Below are 21153 nucleotides of genomic sequence, written 5' to 3'. Positions count from 1 at the left end.
ACGTGCGGATACTGGTTGTAGGCGGCGGCGGCCGCGAGCATGCAATATGCTGGGCGCTGAAGAAAAGCCCCAAAGTCACGGAGCTGTACTGTGCGCCGGGGAACGGAGGCATCGCGTCGGTAGCCGAATGCGTCCCGATTCAAGTGAACCAATTCGAGGAGATTGCGCAGTTTGCCATCGACCATACGATCGATCTGGTCGTCATCGGTCCGGACGATCCGCTGTCAGAAGGCATCGTCGATCACTTGGAAGCGAAGGGGCTGACCGTGTTCGGACCCCGCCAAAATGCGGCGATTATCGAAGGCAGTAAAGTATTCACCAAGCAGCTGCTGAGAAAATATAACATCCCGACGGCCGCTTACGAATCGTTCGAGCAGTATGAGGACGCGGTCGCTTATTTGCGCCAGCAGCAAGCGCCTATCGTGATTAAAGCGGACGGCCTCGCGGCAGGCAAAGGGGTCGTCGTGGCGCAGACGCTGGATGAAGCGGAAAAAGCGCTGCACGACATCATGGTCGCCAAAGTGTTCGGCGAATCCGGCAATCAGGTCGTGATCGAGGAGTTCCTCACCGGCCAGGAAATGTCGATTCTCTCCTTCGTCGACGGCGAAACGGTATGCCCGATGGTGCCTGCACAGGACCATAAGGCCGTCTACGATAACGACAAGGGGCCGAACACCGGCGGTATGGGCACCTACAGCCCGCTGCCGCACATCCCGCAAGCCGTGATCGACGAGTCGATCGAGACGATCATTAAGCCGACAGCCAAAGCGATGGTCGCCGAAGGGCGGCCGTTCCGCGGCGTCCTGTTTGCCGGCCTGATGCTGACACCGAACGGACCGAAGACGATCGAGTTCAACGCCCGCTTCGGCGATCCCGAGACGCAGGTCGTGCTGCCTCGGTTGAAAACGGATTTGCTGGACATTTTCCTTGCTGCAGTCAACGGAAGGCTGGATCAGATGGAGATTGAGTGGAGCGAGGACGCGGCCGTTTGCGTCATTTTGGCGTCCGAAGGCTATCCGGCCTCGTATCCGAAGGGGCTTCCGATCGAAGGCTTGGAGGACGTGCAGGATTCGATCGTATTCCATGCGGGTACAGTCGTCAAGGACAGCGGAGTCGTGACCAACGGCGGCCGCGTGCTCGGCGTAACTGCGCTTGGCCGCGATATTGCCGAGGCCCGCGCCAAAGCGTATGCGGATGCCGACCGCATCCGTTTCCAAGGCAAGCACAATCGTACGGACATTGCGAAGAAAGCGCTCGTGTAAATACAAGCCGGGGTAAAGGAAACGATTCCTTTGCCCCGGTTTTTTGTGTGCGGCGAAGCCTGGCCTATTTGCGACCGCTTCCTTTAATCATGATTTTGTCCCAATTTCGGTAAACATAAAAAACCGCACATATTGCTCCGACCACCAAAATACCCGACAGCCAATAGTTGTGCACGTAATGGGAAAAAGCACGCAAGGCTATTCCTCCCTGTCCATTTTCGAATTAGTGTTCCCTAACCGCGAAAAAATAAAGCGCCTGACTCCATTGCAGGAGAGGCGCTTTATTTGGCTTCCGTATTATTTCCCGGCAACCGCGAGCTTGGGAGCTGCCAGAGGCTGTTTGCCTTTGCCGAAAGGAACGACCATCGGCGTGCCGAACAGCGGGTCCTCGACGATTCGCGATTCCAGATCGAACACGCTGCGGATCAAGTCTTCGTTAACGATATCCTGTGGCCGCCCTTCGGCCCAGACTCTACGGTCTTTGATGGCTACGATGTTATGCGCATAGCGGCAGGCAAGGTTAATGTCATGAAGTACCATGACGATGGTGCGCTGCTCGCTTTCGTTCAGCTCGTACAGCAGATCGAGCACTTCAATTTGGTGCGCCAGGTCGAGGTACGTCGTCGGTTCGTCGAGCAGTATCGTCGGCGTGCCTTGAGCCAGCGTCATAGCGATCCAGGCTCGCTGCCGTTGGCCGCCGGACAAGGAATCGACCGTACGCTCGGCGAGCGGCTTCATGTGCGTCAGCTCAAGCGCGCGCTGCACCATGGTTTCGTCTTCCTTGGACCACTGCTGGAGCCAGCTTTGATACGGGTAGCGGCCTTGCTTGACAAGCTGCAGCACCGTCAAGCCTTCCGGAGCCGCCGGGCCTTGCGGAAGAATCGCCATGCGTCTGGCGACTTCCTTGGTGGACATCGTCGCGATGTTGCTGCCGTCGAGCACCACTTGTCCGCTTTGCGGCTTGAGCAGCCGGGCAAGAGAGCGGAGCAGGGTCGATTTGCCGCAGCCGTTGCCGCCGATAAACACCGTTATTTTTCCTTTCGGAATTTTGATGTTCAGCTCTTGAAAAATGCACGTATCCCCGTAACAGAGGCACAAGTCGTTCGATTGGATGGCAGTCATAAGATCTTCTCCTTCGGTCTTGAAGCCCGGCGATAAGCAGACATGGCGCAGACGGAACGTTGGTGACCGTTTGCGTTCGGTCGATTACGCCGCTCCGCTTGGCGTAGGCCGGGCTTCTCTGTTTTACATGGTGTCCGTGTCAAGGCTTCACATCGATATCGACAGGTTGTAACGTAATTAACGGTTGCGGCTGCGGTACAGCAAATAGACAAAGAACGGCGCGCCGATGCAGGCGGTGAAAACGCCGGCAGGAATATCCAGCGGAGCAAATAGCGTCCGGCCGGCGAGGTCGGAGAGCAGCAGCACGATCGCTCCGATGAGCGCCGATACCGGCACCAGCGCGCCGAAGGCCGGGCCGACGAGCTTGCGGGCCATATGCGGCGCCATCAAGCCGATGAAGCCGATCGCTCCGCCGAACGCTACGGAGGCTCCGCCCAAGGCGACGCTGAGCAGCAGCAGCAGGAACCGCTGACGCTGGACGGCGCTGCCTACGCTGCGGGCGACTTCTTCGCCAAGCTCCTGGATGTTGACATGCCGCGAATAGACGATAATAAGCGGCAGCAGCACGATAAACCAAGGCAGCAGCGGCGTGACGGACTTTTCCCAGGATACGCCGTAAATGCTTCCGGTCATGAAGGTAAGCGACTGGTTCGCCAGAACGACGGGACCGGAAATCAGCATCATATACGAGATCGAACTCATCGCCGCCGCGAAGCCGATGCCGATCAGTACGAGCCGGAGCGGGGTAACCCCGTCTCCTTTCCACGAAAGCGCATAGACGACGAACGTGGCGATGAAGGCTCCGGCAATGGCGAATACCGGCAGCAGATGAATCGTAATTTTGTCCGAGAAAAAGAAAAAGAACGAGACGGCTCCGAGCGTTCCGCCGCCGGTCATGCCGACCGTGTCGGGCGAAGCCAGCGAGTTGCGTACGACGCCTTGCAGAATCGCGCCGGCTACCGCGAGCGACGCTCCGACGAGCACGGCCATCAGAATGCGCGGCAGCCGAAGCGAGCGGACGATCATCTCACTGGAATCGTCTCCGAAGCCGAAGACCGAACGGACGACTTCGCCCGGCGGGATGTAGACGCTGCCGATGCCGGTGCTGAGAATCATGACGGCGATCGTAATAAAGAGCAGCAGGAACGTGACGGCCAGCGCTCTTTTGCTGACAAGATACGAGAAAGCTTTTCCGCGGACGGTAAAGTACCGGCTGGATTGACGGCTCATGACAGCTGCCCTCCTTTGCGCGCGATATACACAAAGAAGGGGACGCCGATCAGGGCGGTCGTGACGCCGACGGGAACTTCCTTCGGCATGGCGATGAAGCGGGCCCCGATGTCGGCGCTAACCAGCAGCAGCGCTCCAAGCACGGCGCAGTAAGGAAGCAGCCAGCGGTGGTCGATGCCTACCAGATAGCGGACGATATGCGGCACGATGATGCCGACGAATACGACGGGCCCTGCTACCGATACGGCGCCGCCGGCAAGCAGTACGATGACGACGGCCGCTGCGGCTTTGACAAGCAGGGTGCGTTGGCCGAGCCCTTTGGCGACGTCCTCGCCCATCGCCAGCACGTTGATTTGCGGCGAGAGGAGCAGGGCTCCTACTAAGGCCGCGAGCATATAAGGCAGAACGGCGTTAAGCATCTCCATCGTCCGTCCGGCCACCGAGCCGACGAGCCAGAACAGCACTTGATCGAACGCTTTGCCGCTGCCGAGCAGGATGCCTTGGGTCAGCGACGCGAAGAAGGCGGTGACGGCCGACCCGGCCAGCGTAATCTTGATCGGGGTCAGCCCGTCGCGGCCGATCGAACCGAGAAAGTATACGCCTCCGGCGCTGACGGCCGCCCCCAGAAACGCGATCCAGGTATACCGGGTCATGCCCGAGACGTCGAACAGGGCGACGGATAAAACAATGGCAAACGCCGCTCCGGCATTGACGCCGAAAATACTCGGCGATGCGAGCGGATTGCGGGTAATGGCTTGCATCAGCGCGCCGGCTACGGCGAGGCTTGCGCCGACCGCCGCGGCAATAAGTGCACGTGGCACGCGCGCCGTCTGGATAATAATATGCTCGTTGGAGCCGTCAAACTGCGTATAGGACGCGATAACGCGATCCCAAGAATAATAGTTAAGGCCGAACATGACGCTGGCCGCCATAGCCAGAGCGAGCAGTACGAGAGCTGCGATCAGGCCGATGATTTTGGAAGAGCGACGATGAAGTGGATTGCGCATAAAAAGATAGCCTGCTTCCTGTCTTAACCTATAGTATGAACGCTTTCTTTCATTGTATGAGAACCATTATCAAGTGTCAATGAATCTGAGAATCATTATCACAAAATAGTTGACAAGCAAGCTAATGCTCAGTAATATTAACCAAGTAAATGATAATGATTATCAATCATTTGCGGCATTCACCATTTAACGAAGACATCAAGAACAACCAGAAATCAGGAGGTCGCACATGTTTTCCCTTAATCGGTCGTTTCGTCTGAAATCGGCGGCGCTGCTTGCCGTCGTCTTATTGTTGTCCGTCTGGTTGACGGCCTGCGGTCAGAAGCCCGCAGCGCAGCCGGATGCCAAATCCGGAGAAGCTGCAGCACCGGCCCAAGCGGACGGTAAGCGCAAAATCAAGCATGCCATGGGCGAAAGCGAGGTTCCGGCCAACCCGCAGAAGGTCGTCATTTTGACCAACGAAGGAACGGAGGCGCTGCTTGCGCTCGGCGTGAAGCCGATCGGCGCGGTACAATCGTATACCGGCAATCCGTGGTTCGATCATATCAAAACCGACATGGAAGGCGTCAAAGCGGTCGGCGGCGAGCAGCAGCCGAACCTGGAGCTGATCGCATCGCTCAAGCCGGATCTCATCATCGGCAACAAAATGCGCCACGAAAAAATTTACGACCAGCTCAAAGCCATCGCGCCGACCGTTTATTCGGAAACGCTGCGCGGCGAATGGAAGGAAAACTTCAAGCTGTACGCTGAAGCCTTGAACAAAAAAGCCGAGGGCGAGAAGATCATCGCCGCATTCGACAAGCGGATCGAGGATTTCAAGCAAAAAGCCGGCAGCAAGCTGAGCGAGAAAGTGGCCGTCGTCCGCTTCATGGGCGGCAAAACCCGTTACTACTACGGCAATATGTTTACCGGTGTCATCTTTAAGCAAATCGGTATTGCCCGCTCCGATGCCAAGAACGACGAGAAGGCGTTCGAGGACATTACGAAAGAACGGCTGACCGAGCTTGAAGCCGCCGACCGGGTCATTTATTTCACCTATGAGACCGGCGACGGCAAAGGAACCAAGCAGGAAGAAGAATGGATGAACGATCCGCTCTGGAAAAACTTGAAGGTCGTCAAAAACAACAAAGTGTTCAAGGTAAACGATGTTATTTGGAATACGGCGGGCGGCGTCAAAGCTGCCAACCTGATGTTGGACGGCTTGTACAAAATGTATGATGTGAAGCCTTAAGCACCCATAGCAGCACCCGGACCGGCCGTCGAATCAGACGGTCGGCTTTTGCATTCTGTAATTTATTGGTGCTATCCCGTCGGAAGTTCGTGTATAATGATGTCGAATATGTGGGGCAGGAGGAGCAACCAATGATTTCATTTGAAAGGCCGATGGGTATCGGTGCGATTTTGGACAGGAGCTTTCAGATCTACCGCAAGCATTTTACGGTGACATTCTTGCTGATGCTGCTGTTTTTCGGCCCGCTTTATCTTTTGCAAAACCTAGTGCTCTTCGATGTGAGCAGCGTTTCGCTCCTTCCGGAATCCGGGGAAACGATTGCCGATTCGCTTGACCGGTTCGCCGAAGCCGGAGGGTCGGGCGAAGAACTGCGTATAGGGTTGCTGTTGTTTTCGTTCTTGCTGATGCCATTATACATGCTGGCCGTGTTTCCGGCAGCGGTCTCGTCGCAGCTTCACCTGGTCCGCGCCGTGGCCGATGGAGCTTCCGTGGGCTTCAAGGAGTTGCTGAGAAGTTCGTTTTCTCGTTATTGGCCGATGGTTGGCAATACGCTGCTGTTTGGTTTGATCCTTGTGGGCGTGTATACGGCGATTTCGACCGCTGTCGTGTTCGGGGTAATCATTGTCGCTGCGGTATCGTTCGGCATCGGGGCTGGCATTTCCGAACTAGGTTCCGACCCGTTCGGCAGCAGCATTGTGCTGGTTGTTCTGCTGGTCGGCATGTATTTGCTGGTCGGGTTGCTGGTGATGGCGGGGATCGGCTTTTTCGCTATCCGTTTCGGCTTTTATTTGCCGGTCGTGGCGCTGGAGGGCGCCCGTTCGTCGCTAAGCCGGAGCTGGAAGCTGACCAAAGGGAACTTTTGGCGTATATTCGGCATTTACTTCGTCTTGTCAATCATTTACAGCGTTTTTATGATGGGGACTTACGCGCTGCTCATTGCGGTATTCAAATTGTCGCTGCTCGGCCAATTGATTTACATCGTGCTGACGCTGCTGATCACGCCGATCTATATGATTCCTTATGCGGTGACGTACTTCGACTTGCGGGTGCGCAATGAGGGAGCCGATCTGGAGCAGATGCTTGCCGCCGGTCAGTCGTACGGGTCATACAGCGGTCAGCCGGGAGAAGCGGGATATGCAGCCGGTTTCGCGCAAGCCGGCGGCTCTGCATATGCCGGGGCAGGGGACGCTGTGGAGCCTGTACAGACGGATAGGTTTGCGCAACCTGTAGGGGCAGAGCGACCGGACGAAGCGGCGCAAGAGGCGGTAGCAGGGCACACGAGCGGAGCTGCGCAGGACCGGGCCGGATCTGCCGGGGAAGCCGTCCGCGCTCCGGGCACGACTACGCCTGCCGGACAGGAAGACGGAAGTTCCGTGAAGCCGTCGCCGGAAAGCGAGTCTGCCGATGCCAACGGTTCGAAGGAGCCGGAGAAGAAAGATGAATAACGACGATTGGAAAACGGAAAAAAAACAGCTGGAAAACATTCTGGAACGCGATGAATACACGGCGTATTTGCGAGGCGACGGACGGAACCCCGTCATCGAGTGGCTGGAGCGGATGTGGCGGAAGGTGCTGGACTTGTTCCCGGACATGTCCGTTCCGCCCGGCACTCCGAAGGTGCTCGCCTACGTCCTGCTCGGTATTCTGCTTGCCGTCCTTGTGGCGGCCATCGTCTGGTTGGTGCGCAGCCTGATTCTTCTTCGCCGCAGCCGACGGCGCAGCGTGTTCCGCAGTGCTGCGGAGCTGGACCGCTCCTTCGCTGCATTGCTCCGGGAAGCGGAGGAATGCGCGGTGGAGGGCAACTATCCGGAGGCGGTGCGCCGGACGTTTCTGGCGATGCTTCTGCTGATGGACGAACGCGAATGGGTGCGGGCGGAGCGGTGGAAGACGAACCGCGAATATGCGGAGGAGCTGTACGAGCGGCAGCCGGGGGCGGTCGAGTCGTTCAAGCAGGCCGCTTTTTTGTTCGAGCTCGTCTATTACGGAGGAGGTACGGCGGGAGCGCACGAATACGGACGGATGACCGAGCTGTTGGCGCCGTACCGGCGGGAGGAGGCGGGTTATGCTTAAGCGGAACAAGCTGCAGATCGCTTTGGCGGTCAGCATCGTCGCCTTTCTGCTGTTCGGATACGTTCTGGTGAAGCCCGATCTGCCGGATCTTCCTCCGTATCTGTCGACGTCCGCCGACCGCGACGGCACCAAAGCGGTATTTACGCTGCTCAAGGAGCAGGGCGCACCCGTTAAAGCCTGGAAGCAGCCTTGGCGGTCTCTGCCAAGTGGGGGGCATCATAAGCTGATCGTCATTCAACCGTATACGTTGGGGGCCAAGGAATGGGAAGAGATCCGTACATGGGTAAGCGGGGGCAATGAGCTTGTGCTGTTTCATGACGCTCCGGAACAATTGGATGAATTCTCCATTGCGGAGACAGGGGAAGACGGTTCCAGCGCTGTGGCGATCACCGACTTGACAGGCCAGTCGGGTACGGGGCTCAACGGGAAGGTCGCATCCGCTTACCGCCTGAAGGAAGCGCCGGGCATGAAGCCGCTGCTGAAGGATGAGCGCGGCATTATTGCCGGACGCACAGAAGTCGGGCAGGGCAGCATGACGCTGCTGCTCGTTCCGGAGTGGATGAGGAACGACCGCATTTTGGAGCATTCGCATTTTGAGCTGATCCGGCCGTACATACAGACAAGCCCGGAGACCAGGGGGCTGTGGTTCGACGAGTATCATCACGGGCTTTACGAAAAACCGGGCTTGTTTGCGGTATATCCCGGCTGGCTGCTCGCCGTGCTGCTGCAGCTGACCCTGGGAGCGCTGCTATGGCTCTGGATGAAGGGCGTGCGCTTTGGGCCGGCTTATACGCCGCGCGAATGGACGGTACGGCGCGGGGACGAGACGCTGCTCGCCGCCGCAGGATGGTACGAGCGGCGCGGGCTGGCGCGGGAAGCGCTGGCGCATCAAGCGAGATATATTCGCGGCCTCATGCGCGAGCGGTGGGGCATACGCCTCGATGCGACCGTAACGCAGGCGCTTGCGGCGGCCAAGCCGCATTTAAGCAAAGAGGAGCTGGAGCGGCTCGCGGCGGTAATGCGAAGCTGGGAAGCCGCTGAGGAAGCGGCGAGCTATTCGCCGAAGCAGTTCGAGAAAGACAGCCGGATGGCCGATGGCGTGATCCGTAGATTGGAGAGGGAGTGAGCCGATTGCAGCAGTTGCTGGAACAGATGGAGAAGAGCGTGATCGGACAGCGGCACAATATTCGTCTGCTGCTGACCGCTTTTTTGGCCGGGGGGCATGTGTTGCTGGAAGGGGTTCCAGGGCTTGGAAAAACGAAAATGGTGCGCACGCTTGCCGAATTGACGGACGGTTCGTTCAGCCGGGTGCAGTTCACGCCGGATATGATGCCGAGCGACATTACCGGCAGCGTGATTTTCAATATGAAGGACAACGAATTCCAGACGGTCCGCGGTCCGGTCTTTACGAACCTGCTGCTGGCCGACGAGATTAACCGTACGCCTCCGAAAACGCAAGCCGCCTTGCTGGAAGCGATGGAGGAGCGGCAGGTGACGATTCAGGGCACGACGTACCGTCTGCCCGATCCGTTCTTCGTCGTCGCGACGCAGAACCCGGTGGAGTACGAAGGCACGTATCCGCTGCCTGAAGCGCAGCTGGACCGTTTTTTATTCAAGCTGACCGTGTCTTACCCGAATTTGGAATCGGAGCTTGCGATTTTAAAAGAACACGTTCCTTTCTTCGCCACTGCGGAGAGGAAGGAGAACGCCGCGTTCTCGCTGGACCGGTTGAAGCAGCTTCGTGCGGAGCTGCAAGAGGTAGTCGTGCAGGACAGTTTGGTCGAATATATTGCCGTGATCATTCGCAAAACCCGCGAAGACAAGCGGCTCCTGCTTGGCGCGAGCCCGCGGGCGGGGATTGCGCTCATGACGGCGGCCCGCGCCTGGGCGCTGCTGGACGGGCGCAGCTTCGTCACGCCGGACGATATCAAGACCGTAGCCGTTCCGGCGCTGCGGCACCGTCTGCTGCTGACGCCGCAGGTTGAATTGGAGGGAGAGACCGGTGACCACTTCATCCAGGAAACGCTGGCGACGATTCCGGTCCCTCGCTGACGCGATTGAGAAGCGGCTGATCGTGCCGACGCCGCGCATGGCTCTGCTGACAGGCGCAGGGGCGGTTCTTGTAGGCGTGGGCTATGCCGCCGGGAACGGGGCCGGAGCCGCCGTGCAGTGGCTTGTGTGCGGCGGACTGCTCGGGCTGAGCGTGCTCGATCTGTCGCTGCTTCCGAGGCGGCGCAGCTTGCGCGTCAGCCGCAGCCTTCCCGGGCAGGCCGATATCGGCAGCCCGTTCGAGGTGACGGTACGCGCGGAAGCCTCGCAGCCGGTGTCACTGAAGCTGACGGTCGCCGACGACCTGCCGCAGACGTTTCTGTCGCCGGAAGGACCGCTGACGACGGCTTGGGAAGGAAAGGCGGCGGAACTCCGCTACACGACGCTGGGCCGCGAGCGGGGAGAATATCTTTTTCACTCGGTCTGGCTCCGCCTAAGAGGGCGAATCGGGCTGTGGGAGAAGCAGGCGCGCGTAGAGGTGGAGCAGACGATCCGCATTTATCCCGATATGTCGGGGGTTCGCGGCATCCTGTCTTCGATGCAAAATCAACTGACGCTGGATGGAAGGCGGATTTACCGGAAGGAGCGGTCCGGCTCAGAGTTTCACGCGATTCGCGAGTACGTTCCCGACGACGACCCGCGGTTCGTCAACTGGAGAGCGTCGGCGCGGTCCCGTACGCTGATGACGAACGTGTTCCGCCCCGAACGGGGCAAGGTCGTCACCATCCTGCTGGACTGCGGACGCATGATGGGGATCGAGCTGGACGGCCGGACCAAGCTGGACGTGTCGCTCGAAGCGGCGCTGGCGCTTGCTGCCGTAGCGCTCAAGCAGGGGGATAAGGTGGGACTGCTCGCCTTCTCGAACCGGGTGAAGGCATATGTGCCGCCGGACAGCGGACTTCTCCATCTGCAGACGCTGACGGCGGCGGTCTACAACCTGCAGAGCGACTTCGTGGAGGCCAGTTACAGCACGGCTTTGCAGCATCTGCTGCGCGTACAAAAGAAGCGGAGCCTGACCGTCCTGTTCTCCGATATGGACAATTATATGTTCGAGGAGGGGTTGCGTCCGCTGCTGATGCGGCTGAAGCGGCAGCACCGGATTTTGCTGCTCGGGCTGCGGGACGAAGTGCTGCAGGGGTGGGCATCGGCCGAGACGGCGGACAGGCGCCAAGCCTATGTCAAAAGCGTGGCGCACAAGTTTGCCGTCGACCGGCAAACGGTCGCTGCCGAGATGGCGGCCGGCGGGATCGACATCGTGGACGTTCCCGTCGGTCAGTTGGCTTGGACGGCGGTCAACCGGTACCTGGATCTTAAATCGAACGATTCGATATAGGGGCCGGGGAAGAGAAGAGGTCCGTCCTCGTCCCGGCTTCGTCCTTCGGGACGGCGCCTTCGGCCGCAAGCTGCGTATGCCGGCGTTCGTTCAACCGGCCGTAAGCGACATACAGCGCCAGGGCAATCAGTGTGGCGCCCGCGACGATATACTTCGTTTCCAGCGACAAGCCGGAAGGCGTAATATAGCCTTCGATAATGCCAGCAATGACGAACAGCGGAATGGTTCCGACCATCAGAAGCGCCGATTGCTTGACGGAGCGCAGAAGCATATATTTTCGCGTATACGGTCCGGGGTTGATCATCCGGTAGCCCATATACAAGCCGGAGCCCCCGGCAATGAAGATGGCGGTCAGCTCGATGACGCCGTGCGGCAAAATGTACGCCCAGAACACGTAGCTTGTGCCGGATTGCCAAAAAACGGCGGTGAGCGCGCCAATCAGGATGCCGTTGTAGAACAGCACATAGACCGTCAGCAGCCCGAAGGTGATGCCGCTCACGAACGCAAGAACGGCGACCCGGATGTTGTTGGTCATGATGGACGTGGACATGACGGCGCTTTGCACTTCGCTGTGGTTTTTACCCACCGAGTGGGGATCGATGCCGTCGGCCATCTCGGGGGATACGAGCGCATACAGGTTCAGCGGGTCCTGCCAGACGGCGGCGAAGCCGGACAGCGCACCGACCATAAACAGCAGAAACGCAAGCGCAATGAACCGTTTGCGTTCCAGCACGTAGCCGATAAACCGGCGCTTGAAAAAATCACCGAGCCGATGGGACGTTTTCCACTGTTCGGCATGCAGGGCATGGTGCGCCCGTGCCACGAGCTGATTGAGGTAAAGCCCGATCTCATCGCCGGGGTAGTACGTTTGCGCGTAGGCCAGATGTGCGGAGGCTGTCCGGTACAAGAAGGTCAACCGGTCAACCTGCGGGGCCTGTACTGTGCGGCGCTTTTTCTCGAATAAGGTCAGCAGTCCGTCAAGCTCGGTCCATACGGGCTTGTGCTCGCGGATAAAGTGCTGAATGTTCATAGGTGCGAACGATCTCCTTCCGTCTCTCGAATAGTTCAATATTACCACAAAAATGGAAAGGAGGAGCGGGGAAATGAACGAGGTGAATATCAGGGAAGCTTCGATCGTGACGCCGGAGCATGTCCGGCTCCAGTTTCGGACGGCGGGAATCGGCAGCCGGACGGCCGCTCAGCTCATAGACAACTTGCTGCTGCTGGCAGCCTTTGGGGCAATTAGCCTGTTGGTCGGTTTGATCCTGATGCTGCTGGACATCGGCCTGGACGATGCGCTTGGAGAATATGCCGCGGCTTTCCTGATCGTGCTCAGCTTTTTATTGATCGGCGGCTACTATGCGTTGACGGAATATTATATGGGCGGGCAAACGTTCGGAAAAAAATGGCTGGGCCTGCGCGTCATTCAAGAGAACGGCCAGCCGCTTACGCTGCTGTCGGCGATCATCCGCAATTTTTTCCGGCTGATCGATTTTTTGCCATCCTTTTATTTTGTCGGCATGCTGTGGATGTTCTTCCATCCGATGGACAAACGGATCGGCGATCTGGCGGCAGGCACGCTCGTCATCCGGGATATGCAGCATGAACGGCTTGCTCTTCGCAAGCGGACTCAGAAGTGGCTGGCCAAGAATCGCATTCGCCTGACGTATGAACTGAAGCTGTCTGAAGCGTTCCGCAGGCGGATCGAGCGGGAAGATTGGCTGCTTCTGTCCACGTTCGTGGAGCGCCTCCCCTCGCTGGATAAGTTCAAGCGGGAGGAGCTCTCCAGGCAGGTGGCCGAGCGGCTCGGAACCAAGCTGGAGCTGGAACGGGAGCTGTATGCGGCCCAGTCGACGGCTTTTTTGATCGAGCTGTACGTGCAGTTGTCGGAGGAATGGACGCTGTAAGCGAGGTCGGGAGCGGCAAAAAAATTTTTTGCGTAGGGATGAATAGGGACGAAAGGGAGCATGCATACTAAAATGGGCTGAAAAAGAAGCCAACCATTTCCAGAAAGCATGCCAAGGAGGAATTCCGTCCATGTTCAACGCTACTCAGCAATTGAACCAATGCCAGCAAATGATTCAACAATTGATCCAGCAAACAGATCAAGCGAGCGCGAATTACCAGCGTCTGCTCCAGCAAGAGCAGCAAAATGCGCAGCAGCTGCAAATTTTGTCGCAGCGTGAGCAGCATGCGGTGCAAGTGATTCAAACGGCACTGCAAGGCCACCAGACGGCGGTACAACAAATGCAGCAAATGGCGCAAATTTGCAACCAGCTGGAGCAAACGGTCGCACAGTTTAATCAAGCGAGCTTTCAATCGCAGCAAAATCAAAACTTCGCCCGCAGTAACTTCTATCAATAATCGGGCACATGCGAACGGAGCCGATTCCCGGATAAGTAAGGGACGGCTCTGTTTTTGTCGTTCGGAAAACCCGTGCATAAGCGGATTGACAAAAGTAACTGTTATTATTATAATTACAGTAAGCGAACGGAGAGAAGGGAGCCGCCCGGTGAACAGCGAATTTACGATTGCCGTCCACAGCCTCGTGCTGCTCGCCTATCGGCCGGATCATATGGCCACCAGCGATATGATCGCCCACAATGTGGATACGCATCCGGCCCGTGTACGCAAGGTGATGGGATGTCTGCGCAAGCAGGGGTACGTGACGACCAAGGAAGGCAGCGGCGGAGGATTTGCGTTAAGCTGCCAGCCGGACGAGGTCACGCTTGCCGAGATTTACCGCGCCACATCGTTCGGTTCGATTAAGCCGTCCTGGTGCTCGGGGAATGTGGAGGAGGATTGCCTCGTCGCCTGCAATATGACCGAGGTGATGGATCATATATTCACGGAAGCAGAGGAGCAGATGCTGACGTACCTCCAGCGGCTGACGATTCAAGACGTGCTGGAACGCGTCCTCGCGAAGCAGCAGAGAAAGAGCTAATTTTTTTTAACACAACTGTTATCAAAATAGTTTCAGTCGTTTCAAAGGTTTCATAACCGTTTAATGGTGTTAAAAAGGGAGGGTGATCAACATGGCAGCTGCAAATCATGGGCTGATTCGGGAAGGCGACTGGGTTAGCGGGACTTCCTGGAAGGACGAAAGGTTTATCGGATACGTCGAATGGACGGATGGAAATGGCGCGCTGCGGGTTCGGATTACGCAATGCGACCGCGCCGAAGCGGTAGGCTTTGTGACGGAGGCCCGGCAGTCGAAAGTAACCCGGCTGCCCGAGCCCGACGGGCTGCTTGCGGACGAAGTGGCGCTGCACGATCTGATCGAGCTGGCGCTGCAAACCCGGGATCAGGCATGGTTTGAAGAGTTGAGCGCCATGCTGCCCTCGGCATCCGCGCAAGCGGCGGGAGGGCGGAAGCCGAGCCTTCCCGGACCGAGCGGGTGGAAGGCTCCCGCCTCCCGGTTTCCGTTTGGATTCAATCTGGAGAACCTGCGTTAAACCTAAAATTAACCTAAGGAGTGGTTGAGATGGCTATTGTCAATGTCAAAGATGCGGAGTTTAAAGATGCGATTCAAGAAGGTGTGGTGCTGGTCGATTTTTGGGCGCCTTGGTGCGGTCCTTGCAAAATGATCGCTCCCGTACTTGAGGAGCTGAACGGCAAGCTCGGCGATTCGGTGAAGATTGCGAAGGTGAACGTAGACGACAATCCGGAAACGGCGGGACAATACGGCGTGATGAGCATTCCGACGCTGAAGCTGTTCAAAAACGGCGTCGAGGTCGGTACGCAAGTAGGCGTCCGTCCGCTGACGGAGCTGGAAGCTTGGGTGCAAGCGCAGCTGTAATGATAGCGCTAAAAGGCCCCTTCGGAAACACGAGGGGCCTTTTAGCTTGTTGAGAAACCCGCTTCGCGTATAAAATTCTCAGCATACGCCGGTGGGGTATATCCCTCCAGCCGCTCTTGAAACCCGTGAACTTGATTAGAATTAGTGGTATTTTCACGGGCTTCAAAGGCGGACGTAAACTCTTACGGGATATACCCCACCTCTATTTGTCGGAGATTTTCTACTGCTAAAGTTTCTCAACACTCTGAGGCCCCTCGAAAACAAGGGACCTTTTGCTTTTAGGCAAGAGCTTCGATCTAGTCCTCCGGTTCATCTCCGTAAATAAACCGCTCGACCTGCCGCAGCTTTTCTTCCAAGAGGGGGCCTGCGTTATCGAACGGGAGAATTGAGGAAGCCGGCAGCTTCCACCGGATTTCCCGAACCGCAAGGGAGCGGCTGAATTCGCTCCAGTTCTCCAGCTTCCACGCATCCAGGGCCAAGCCCCGGTCCCGAATGCGCTCGCGGTAATGCTGCTCGCCGGGAAGCGAGACGAGGATCGCTTTGACGTCTACGTCGTTCAGCGACGCGCCGATCCGCAGCAGCTCCTTCTCCGGCCATGCCGGATCTTCGAGCTCCCGGGTAAAAGGACCGATGACGAACACGTTCACGCCGAGGTCCACATTTTCCAGAGCGGCGTCCATCGTGATGCGGTAGCCCAGATCCCGGCAGCGTATTTTGTAAACGTCGGAATCGCGGTCGTTCGGGTCAAGCCCGGAGAGGGTCATAATCGCCTCCGATGCGGGCCGGGATAAGGTGTCCATGTCGAACAAAGCCGCATGGCGCCTGCGAACCAAGGCTTTGGCCAAGGTCGTCTTGCCCGCACCGGCGGGACCCAGGAAAAATACGAGCTTGCGCATGTCTTGCCTCCTGTCCTGCTTCTTCTTCCATCCATCGTATCATAAAAACGGTGGACAACGGTAAATCCGATTTTCTTTAACAAGATACGGATTGTTTAGGGTGCAATTGGCATAGCATTCAAATAATTGAATTTTAGGGATACAGGGTTTACGAAACGATGCGCTTATACTATAATAAAGATCACAAGTAAACAGTTTTGCTGTGAGAAGATGAGAACAGCCATCATCCAAAGTGGAGCTTTCCACATTTCGGATCGTGGCTGTTTTTTGTCTTATCCTGGAAAGGAGGGGCTCTTCATGCAAGGGCTCGGGTGCAAAACATATTGACCTATGATCAATTAAGTGGGGAAGTCTTTCTTTAAAGCGAAAGTTTGAAAGGGTTTACAAAACAAAACATAATGCCGGGAGGTAGGCCGATGACTCCGTTTATGGGGGAATTGCTGGGGACGATGCTTTTAATTTTATTCGGCGATGGGGTATGTGCCGGAGTGAGTCTGAACAAATCCAAAGCACAGAATTCGGGCTGGATTGTCATCGCGATGGGCTGGGGGCTCGCGCTCGCCATTGCGATTTTTGCGGTCGGCCGGATCAGCGGCGCGCACTTGAATCCCGCCTTTACCATCGGGCTGGCCATGGCCGGACAATTCCCTTGGGAGAAGGTTCCGTCTTATATTGCCGCACAATTCATCGGAGCGTTTTTAGGAGCTTGCCTGGTGTGGCTGCAATATTTGCCGCACTGGAAAGCGACCGAGGATACCGGGGCGAAGCTCGGAACCTTCGCGACAGGACCTGCCATCCGCAGCCCGTTCGCGAACCTGATCAGCGAAGTGCTGGCTACGTTTATTTTATTTGTCTGCATTTTGGCGATCGGCGCCAACAAATTTACGGACGGCTTGAACCCGTTTGTCGTCGGCTTCCTGCTGGTCGGCGTCGGTCTTTCGTTCGGAGGCACGACCGGTTATGCGATGAATCCGGCCCGCGATCTGGGTCCGCGCATCGCGCATGCAGTATTGCCGCTCGGGAAGAAGGGCTCTTCGGACTGGGGCTATGCCTGGATTCCGATCGTCGGTCCGCTGGTTGGCGGCTCGCTCGGAACGCTATTTTATTATGCGGTTTTCGGAAGCTAACGCATAGGCTACATGTATATCCAACATTTTAACTATACGGAGGGCATCGTCATGGATAAAAAATATGTGCTTTCGCTCGATCAAGGCACGACCAGCTCGCGCGCCATTTTGTTCGATCATAACGGCAGCATCGTCGGCTCCGCACAAAAAGAATTTACGCAAATTTATCCCAAGGCCGGATGGGTCGAGCATGACGCGATGGAAATTTGGGGAACGCAAAGCGGTGTAGCCCGCGAGGTGCTGGAAAAGGTCGGCGTACGCCCGCAGGAAATAGCCTCGATCGGGATTACCAACCAGCGGGAGACGGCGGTGATCTGGGACAAAAATACGGGAAGGCCCATTCACAACGCCATCGTCTGGCAGGATCGCAGAACCGCCGAATTTTGCGACGAGCTGAAGGCAAGAGGCTTGGAGTCTTACATCCGGGAGAACACGGGGCTCGTTGTAGACGCTTACTTCTCCGGAACGAAAATCAAGTGGATGCTGGACCACGTCGAAGGGGCGAGGGAGAAGGCGAACCGCGGAGAGCTGCTGTTCGGCACCGTCGATACTTGGCTCATCTGGAATTTGACGCGGGGCAAGGTGCATGCGACGGATTACACGAACGCTTCCCGCACGATGCTCTATAATATCAAGCAGCTCTGCTGGGACGAAAAGCTTCTGCAGGAACTGGACATTCCGCATTCGATGCTGCCGGAGGTCAAGCCGTCGGTAAGCGTTTACGGCTCCACCGACCCGCATACGTTCGGAGGCGCGGAAATCCCGATTGCGGGCGTGGCGGGAGACCAGCATGCGGCGCTATTCGGACAAACGTGCTTCGAATCGGGGATGGCGAAGAATACGTACGGCACCGGCTGCTTCATGCTGATGAATACCGGTACGAAGGCCGTCGAATCGAAATCCGGGCTGCTGACGACTATTGCTTGGGGCATGGACGGCAAGGTGGAATACGCGCTGGAAGGAAGCATTTTTATCGCCGGTGCGGCGGTTCAATGGCTGCGCGACGGGCTAAAGCTGTTCGACTCGGCGTCGGACTCCGAGTATTACGCGGGTAAAGTCAAGGACACGGACGGCGTCTATGTCGTGCCGGCCTTTGCGGGACTCGGGGCGCCTTACTGGGATATGTACGCCAGAGGTGCGATTTTCGGCTTGACGCGCGGAACGAAGAAGGAGCATTTGATCCGGGCCACGCTGAACTCGCTTGCCTACCAAACGAAAGACGTATTGGGGGCGATGGAGATCGATTCCGGCCTGAAGCTGCAATCGCTGCGGGTCGACGGCGGGGCGACCGCAAACAACCTGCTGATGCAGTTCCAGGCGGACATTCTCGGGGTTGCCGTACAAAGACCGCAAATTACCGAAACGACTGCGCTTGGTGCCGCTTACATGGCGGGTATCGCCGTCGGCTTCTGGGATAAAGCGGAAATTGAGGCGCGCGCAGGTTCGGACACCGTATTCGAACCGGGCATCGACGAACCGACCCGTGCGAAATTGTACCGGGGCTGGAAAAAAGCCGTGGATCGCACGATGCTGTGGGAGAAAGACGAAGAATAAGCAGTGACCGGGCCGTGCTGTCGCACCCTTCTTCAGGAGAAGGGCGGCAGCACGGTTTCGCTTGTTTTCCGAACCGGGAGCGGCGTGTTAAAAAATTCTAAATAATTCATTCTATTTTCGTTTATGATAGTATCATCCGCATCATGAGAGAACTCATATTTTTATCGAAGGAGGATATTATGTTGAAGCCGAACACCATGATTCCCGCTGTCCGGGGATTTAAAGAATTAGAGAAGGCGCTCGCTTCGCCGCATGAGGTCATTTTTCTGCTGGAAGGGGAATTAATCCAATTACAAAGCATCGTAGGGGCGGTCAAGCAGGCGAACAAAAAAATATACCTTCACCTGGAGATGGTGAAAGGGATTAAAGACGACGAAGCTTCGATTCATTTTTTATCCAAGGTGATTAAAATCGACGGGATCATCAGTACCCGGACGTCGTGCCTGCTTCACGCCAAAAAATACGGACTGAGCGCCATTCAGCGCGGCTTCATTATCGACTCCCACTCAATCCGCACGATTATTAATTCGGCCGCTCAAGTGAAGCCGGACTATATCGAGATTTTACCGAGCTTCTCTTATCCCAAACTCAACTTGATCAAAAACGAAACGGGGCTCGATATCATTTTGGGCGGATTCGTCGAAAAGAAGGAGGAGCTGCCCGTTCTGTTCAACGCCGGCGCGATTGCCGTATCGACCAGCCGGATTGAACTCTGGAGCTGAAGCGGATTGGTTCCTCTCCGTCAGCGGATGAATACGATATAATGGATCTGGCATCCCGCCGGGTGTAACGCCGCAAGGGCCCTGGCAGCCGCAAGGCTTTGCCGCCCGGAGCAGCTCATCGAAAAGGAGAATGATGCGCGAATGTATCCGTCCTTTTTTTTAGGTCATGGCTTGCCGACACTTGTGACGGAGCCGCATAGCTATTCCCGTTTCTTGAGAGCGCTCGGGGCGCAGCTGCCAAATCCCAAGGGAATTGTCGTATTCAGCGCCCATTGGCAAAGCGAAGTCCAGACGATCGGCGCGGCGGCCGAGCCGGATACGCTGCACGATTTTTTCGGGTTTCCGGAGAAGCTGTACGGTATATCTTATCCTGCGAAAGGGAATATTTTGCTCGCTATGGGCATTCGACGGCTGCTTGATGCCGAAGGGATCGCCTGCGCGCTGGACGATACCCGGGGGCTCGATCACGGCGTATGGACACTGCTCTCGCTCATGCATCCCGCGGCGGACGTGCCCGTCGTCCACTTGTCCGTGAATCCGCTGCTGGTGCCGGAAGAACAGTACCGGATCGGCCGTGCACTCCAGGCTTTGCGCAGCGAGGGGATCATGATCGTCGGCAGTGGCGGGACGGTACATCATCTTGGCAAGCTGCATTGGCAGGACGATGCCGCCGAGCTGTGGGCCAAGCAATTCGACGCCTGGCTGTACGACCGGATTACGGTATGGGATTCGGATGCCTTGTTCGATTACGAGCGGCAGGCGCCGCATGCTTCCTTGGCCGTGCCGACGGCGGAGCACTTCGTGCCTCTGCTGATTGCGATGGGCGCGGCGGACCGCAGCCGGCGGGCGAAGCTGCTGTACCAGAAGTATCAGTACGGGACGCTCAGTCTCGGCGCGTGGATGTTCAGTTAGCCTATTCGTGCGCCGAATGAATCAGAAACGATACTTCGCCGCTGTTCGTATAAATCACGTAGTTGGCACCGAGTCCTTTATAAATCAAGCGCGGATGGTTCGATTGCGTAATGACATACAGCGGTTCCGAGGTCCAGGAGCGGCAAATGCGAATATAGCGGCAGCACAGGGCCAGGCTGTTCTCGAACAAAAACACTTTGCCGACAGGCCATTCGGGGACAAGCCACGTATTCTCCTCGTTCGTATCCACCATCACAATTCGCTCGACCCCAAGCTCCTGCAGCCGGGTCTGTTCGGCTTTGTTGTTGACGATGACCGCGAACGGAATGCTGCCGAATTTGAGCTGCCGGATAAACGCTTCGCCGGGCTTGTTGGGAGCCGATACTAAAATATATTCCTGTTCCTGTTCCATGGTTTTCTCCTCCTAAGGGATATAGGAGAGAAGGCAATACGAAAGAAGCCTGCGGAAATAGACGAGCTCCGCCGCGGCTTCTTAAGGCACGGAACAAGCCGTGTCTTACGCGTAAATAGCGATGCCTCTCTCGACTGCGCTTACGAGGTTAGCTGACGGGTTCGGACGGTGAGAGTCGCCCTACTCTGGCGCATATGCGGCATGCGCGATCAAGATTCACCCCAATGCGATGGGCGGCACGGCTCTCACGGCGTGCGCCGTATCGCTTGTTTTGGTTCCCCCGCTTTCCTGTTAAGGAAATTAAGCGATCATGATTGGAAATTTTTCGAATCAACTTGAGTCGTATCATACGCCTGCGATTTAGCCGGTGTAAAGAAACGCCGCAGCGCATATTCGGCCTTAGGATATATTTGGAAGGAGAGAGGTG

Annotated in this window: 23 protein-coding genes and 1 riboswitch; of the genes, 17 read left to right on the top strand and 6 right to left on the bottom strand. The window is 57.0% G+C overall.

Annotated features, from left to right (window positions below):
• The first annotated feature begins 2 nt into the window (after positions 1-2).
• Positions 3-1262 (top strand): phosphoribosylamine--glycine ligase, encoded by a 1260-nt coding sequence (purD, locus tag NI000_RS25905; protein ID WP_253414264.1) that lies wholly within the window; start codon positions 3-5, stop codon positions 1260-1262.
• Positions 1263-1559: 297 nt separating this feature from the next.
• Here the strand turns inward: purD and NI000_RS25900 are convergent, their stop codons facing one another.
• Complete coding sequence (locus tag NI000_RS25900) at positions 1560-2384, bottom strand: ABC transporter ATP-binding protein (RefSeq protein WP_253414263.1); 825 nt, start codon at positions 2382-2384, stop codon at positions 1560-1562.
• Here NI000_RS25900 and NI000_RS25895 point away from each other — a divergent pair.
• Positions 2374-2556: a hypothetical protein gene (locus NI000_RS25895; RefSeq protein WP_253414262.1), complete on the top strand. Its 183-nt coding sequence runs from the start codon at positions 2374-2376 to the stop codon at positions 2554-2556. The genes NI000_RS25900 and NI000_RS25895 overlap by 11 nt on opposite strands.
• A gap of 5 nt (positions 2557-2561) precedes the next feature.
• Here NI000_RS25895 and NI000_RS25890 read toward each other — a convergent pair whose 3' ends face one another.
• Positions 2562-3614, bottom strand: coding sequence for a FecCD family ABC transporter permease (locus NI000_RS25890; protein ID WP_253414261.1), 1053 nt, complete (start codon positions 3612-3614; stop codon positions 2562-2564).
• On the bottom strand, positions 3611-4621 hold the full coding sequence (locus NI000_RS25885) for a FecCD family ABC transporter permease (protein ID WP_253414260.1): 1011 nt from the start codon (positions 4619-4621) through the stop codon (positions 3611-3613). Before NI000_RS25885 ends, NI000_RS25890 begins: the two co-directional genes overlap by 4 nt.
• A gap of 229 nt (positions 4622-4850) precedes the next feature.
• Between NI000_RS25885 and NI000_RS25880 the strand changes: the two genes are divergently transcribed.
• The 6 genes from NI000_RS25880 to NI000_RS25855 all read left to right on the top strand — a co-directional run bounded on the left by NI000_RS25880 (position 4851) and on the right by NI000_RS25855 (position 11304).
• Entirely contained in the window at positions 4851-5852 is a 1002-nt protein-coding gene (locus NI000_RS25880) for an ABC transporter substrate-binding protein (RefSeq protein WP_253414259.1), read from the top strand.
• Positions 5853-5983: 131 nt separating this feature from the next.
• On the top strand, positions 5984-7297 hold the full coding sequence (locus NI000_RS25875; protein WP_253414258.1) for an ABC transporter ATP-binding protein: 1314 nt from the start codon (positions 5984-5986) through the stop codon (positions 7295-7297).
• Positions 7290-7922: a DUF4129 domain-containing protein gene (locus NI000_RS25870; protein WP_253414257.1), complete on the top strand. Its 633-nt coding sequence runs from the start codon at positions 7290-7292 to the stop codon at positions 7920-7922. The genes NI000_RS25875 and NI000_RS25870 overlap by 8 nt, the downstream gene beginning before the upstream one ends.
• Positions 7915-9048, top strand: coding sequence for a DUF4350 domain-containing protein (locus NI000_RS25865; RefSeq protein WP_253414256.1), 1134 nt, complete (start codon positions 7915-7917; stop codon positions 9046-9048). The genes NI000_RS25870 and NI000_RS25865 overlap by 8 nt, the downstream gene beginning before the upstream one ends.
• Before the next feature lie 5 nt (positions 9049-9053).
• Entirely contained in the window at positions 9054-9974 is a 921-nt protein-coding gene (locus NI000_RS25860; RefSeq protein WP_253414255.1) for an AAA family ATPase, read from the top strand.
• Positions 9925-11304, top strand: coding sequence for a DUF58 domain-containing protein (locus NI000_RS25855; protein WP_253414254.1), 1380 nt, complete (start codon positions 9925-9927; stop codon positions 11302-11304). Before NI000_RS25860 ends, NI000_RS25855 begins: the two co-directional genes overlap by 50 nt.
• On the opposite strand, the gene NI000_RS25850 is transcribed toward NI000_RS25855, so the two are convergent.
• Complete coding sequence (locus NI000_RS25850) at positions 11282-12334, bottom strand: stage II sporulation protein M (RefSeq protein WP_253414253.1); 1053 nt, start codon at positions 12332-12334, stop codon at positions 11282-11284. The two genes, NI000_RS25855 and NI000_RS25850, sit on opposite strands and share 23 nt — an antisense overlap.
• Before the next feature lie 73 nt (positions 12335-12407).
• Between NI000_RS25850 and NI000_RS25845 the strand changes: the two genes are divergently transcribed.
• From NI000_RS25845 to trxA, 5 genes are all read left to right on the top strand, one after another.
• Positions 12408-13211 (top strand): RDD family protein, encoded by an 804-nt coding sequence (locus NI000_RS25845; RefSeq protein ID WP_253414252.1) that lies wholly within the window; start codon positions 12408-12410, stop codon positions 13209-13211.
• A 130-nt stretch (positions 13212-13341) separates the two neighbouring features.
• Positions 13342-13668, top strand: a complete 327-nt coding sequence (locus NI000_RS25840; protein ID WP_253414251.1) for a hypothetical protein — start codon at positions 13342-13344, stop codon at positions 13666-13668.
• 148 nt (positions 13669-13816) lie between these two features.
• The gene (locus NI000_RS25835; protein WP_253414250.1) at positions 13817-14248 is read left to right on the top strand and encodes an RrF2 family transcriptional regulator; all 432 of its coding nucleotides are present in this window, start codon (positions 13817-13819) and stop codon (positions 14246-14248) included.
• Positions 14249-14339: 91 nt separating this feature from the next.
• A complete protein-coding gene (locus NI000_RS25830) occupies positions 14340-14759 on the top strand; it encodes a hypothetical protein (protein ID WP_253414249.1) in 420 nt (139 codons plus the stop codon).
• 29 nt (positions 14760-14788) lie between these two features.
• Positions 14789-15103, top strand: a complete 315-nt coding sequence (gene trxA / locus NI000_RS25825; protein ID WP_010497598.1) for a thioredoxin — start codon at positions 14789-14791, stop codon at positions 15101-15103.
• A gap of 296 nt (positions 15104-15399) precedes the next feature.
• Here trxA and NI000_RS25820 read toward each other — a convergent pair whose 3' ends face one another.
• On the bottom strand, positions 15400-15999 hold the full coding sequence (locus NI000_RS25820) for an AAA family ATPase (protein WP_253414248.1): 600 nt from the start codon (positions 15997-15999) through the stop codon (positions 15400-15402).
• Positions 16000-16415: 416 nt separating this feature from the next.
• Between NI000_RS25820 and NI000_RS25815 the strand changes: the two genes are divergently transcribed.
• The 4 genes from NI000_RS25815 to NI000_RS25800 all read left to right on the top strand — a co-directional run bounded on the left by NI000_RS25815 (position 16416) and on the right by NI000_RS25800 (position 20314).
• Complete coding sequence (locus NI000_RS25815) at positions 16416-17126, top strand: MIP/aquaporin family protein (RefSeq protein ID WP_088830658.1); 711 nt, start codon at positions 16416-16418, stop codon at positions 17124-17126.
• Positions 17127-17177: 51 nt separating this feature from the next.
• Positions 17178-18680: a glycerol kinase GlpK gene (gene glpK, locus NI000_RS25810; RefSeq protein ID WP_253414247.1), complete on the top strand. Its 1503-nt coding sequence runs from the start codon at positions 17178-17180 to the stop codon at positions 18678-18680.
• A 179-nt stretch (positions 18681-18859) separates the two neighbouring features.
• Complete coding sequence (locus tag NI000_RS25805) at positions 18860-19402, top strand: glycerol-3-phosphate responsive antiterminator (RefSeq protein WP_010497591.1); 543 nt, start codon at positions 18860-18862, stop codon at positions 19400-19402.
• Between the two features lie 141 nt (positions 19403-19543).
• A complete protein-coding gene (locus tag NI000_RS25800; protein ID WP_253414246.1) occupies positions 19544-20314 on the top strand; it encodes a DODA-type extradiol aromatic ring-opening family dioxygenase in 771 nt (256 codons plus the stop codon).
• Position 20315: 1 nt separating this feature from the next.
• Here NI000_RS25800 and NI000_RS25795 read toward each other — a convergent pair whose 3' ends face one another.
• Positions 20316-20726: a hypothetical protein gene (locus NI000_RS25795; protein ID WP_253414245.1), complete on the bottom strand. Its 411-nt coding sequence runs from the start codon at positions 20724-20726 to the stop codon at positions 20316-20318.
• Positions 20727-20848: 122 nt separating this feature from the next.
• Positions 20849-21043: riboswitch (cyclic di-AMP (ydaO/yuaA leader) on the bottom strand.
• Positions 21044-21153: the final 110 nt, after the last annotated feature.

Source organism: Paenibacillus tyrphae (assembly GCF_024158745.1).
GTDB classification, from domain to species: domain Bacteria; phylum Bacillota; class Bacilli; order Paenibacillales; family NBRC-103111; genus Paenibacillus_G; species Paenibacillus_G tyrfis_A.
This window is presented reverse-complemented; position numbering and strand designations above follow the sequence as displayed.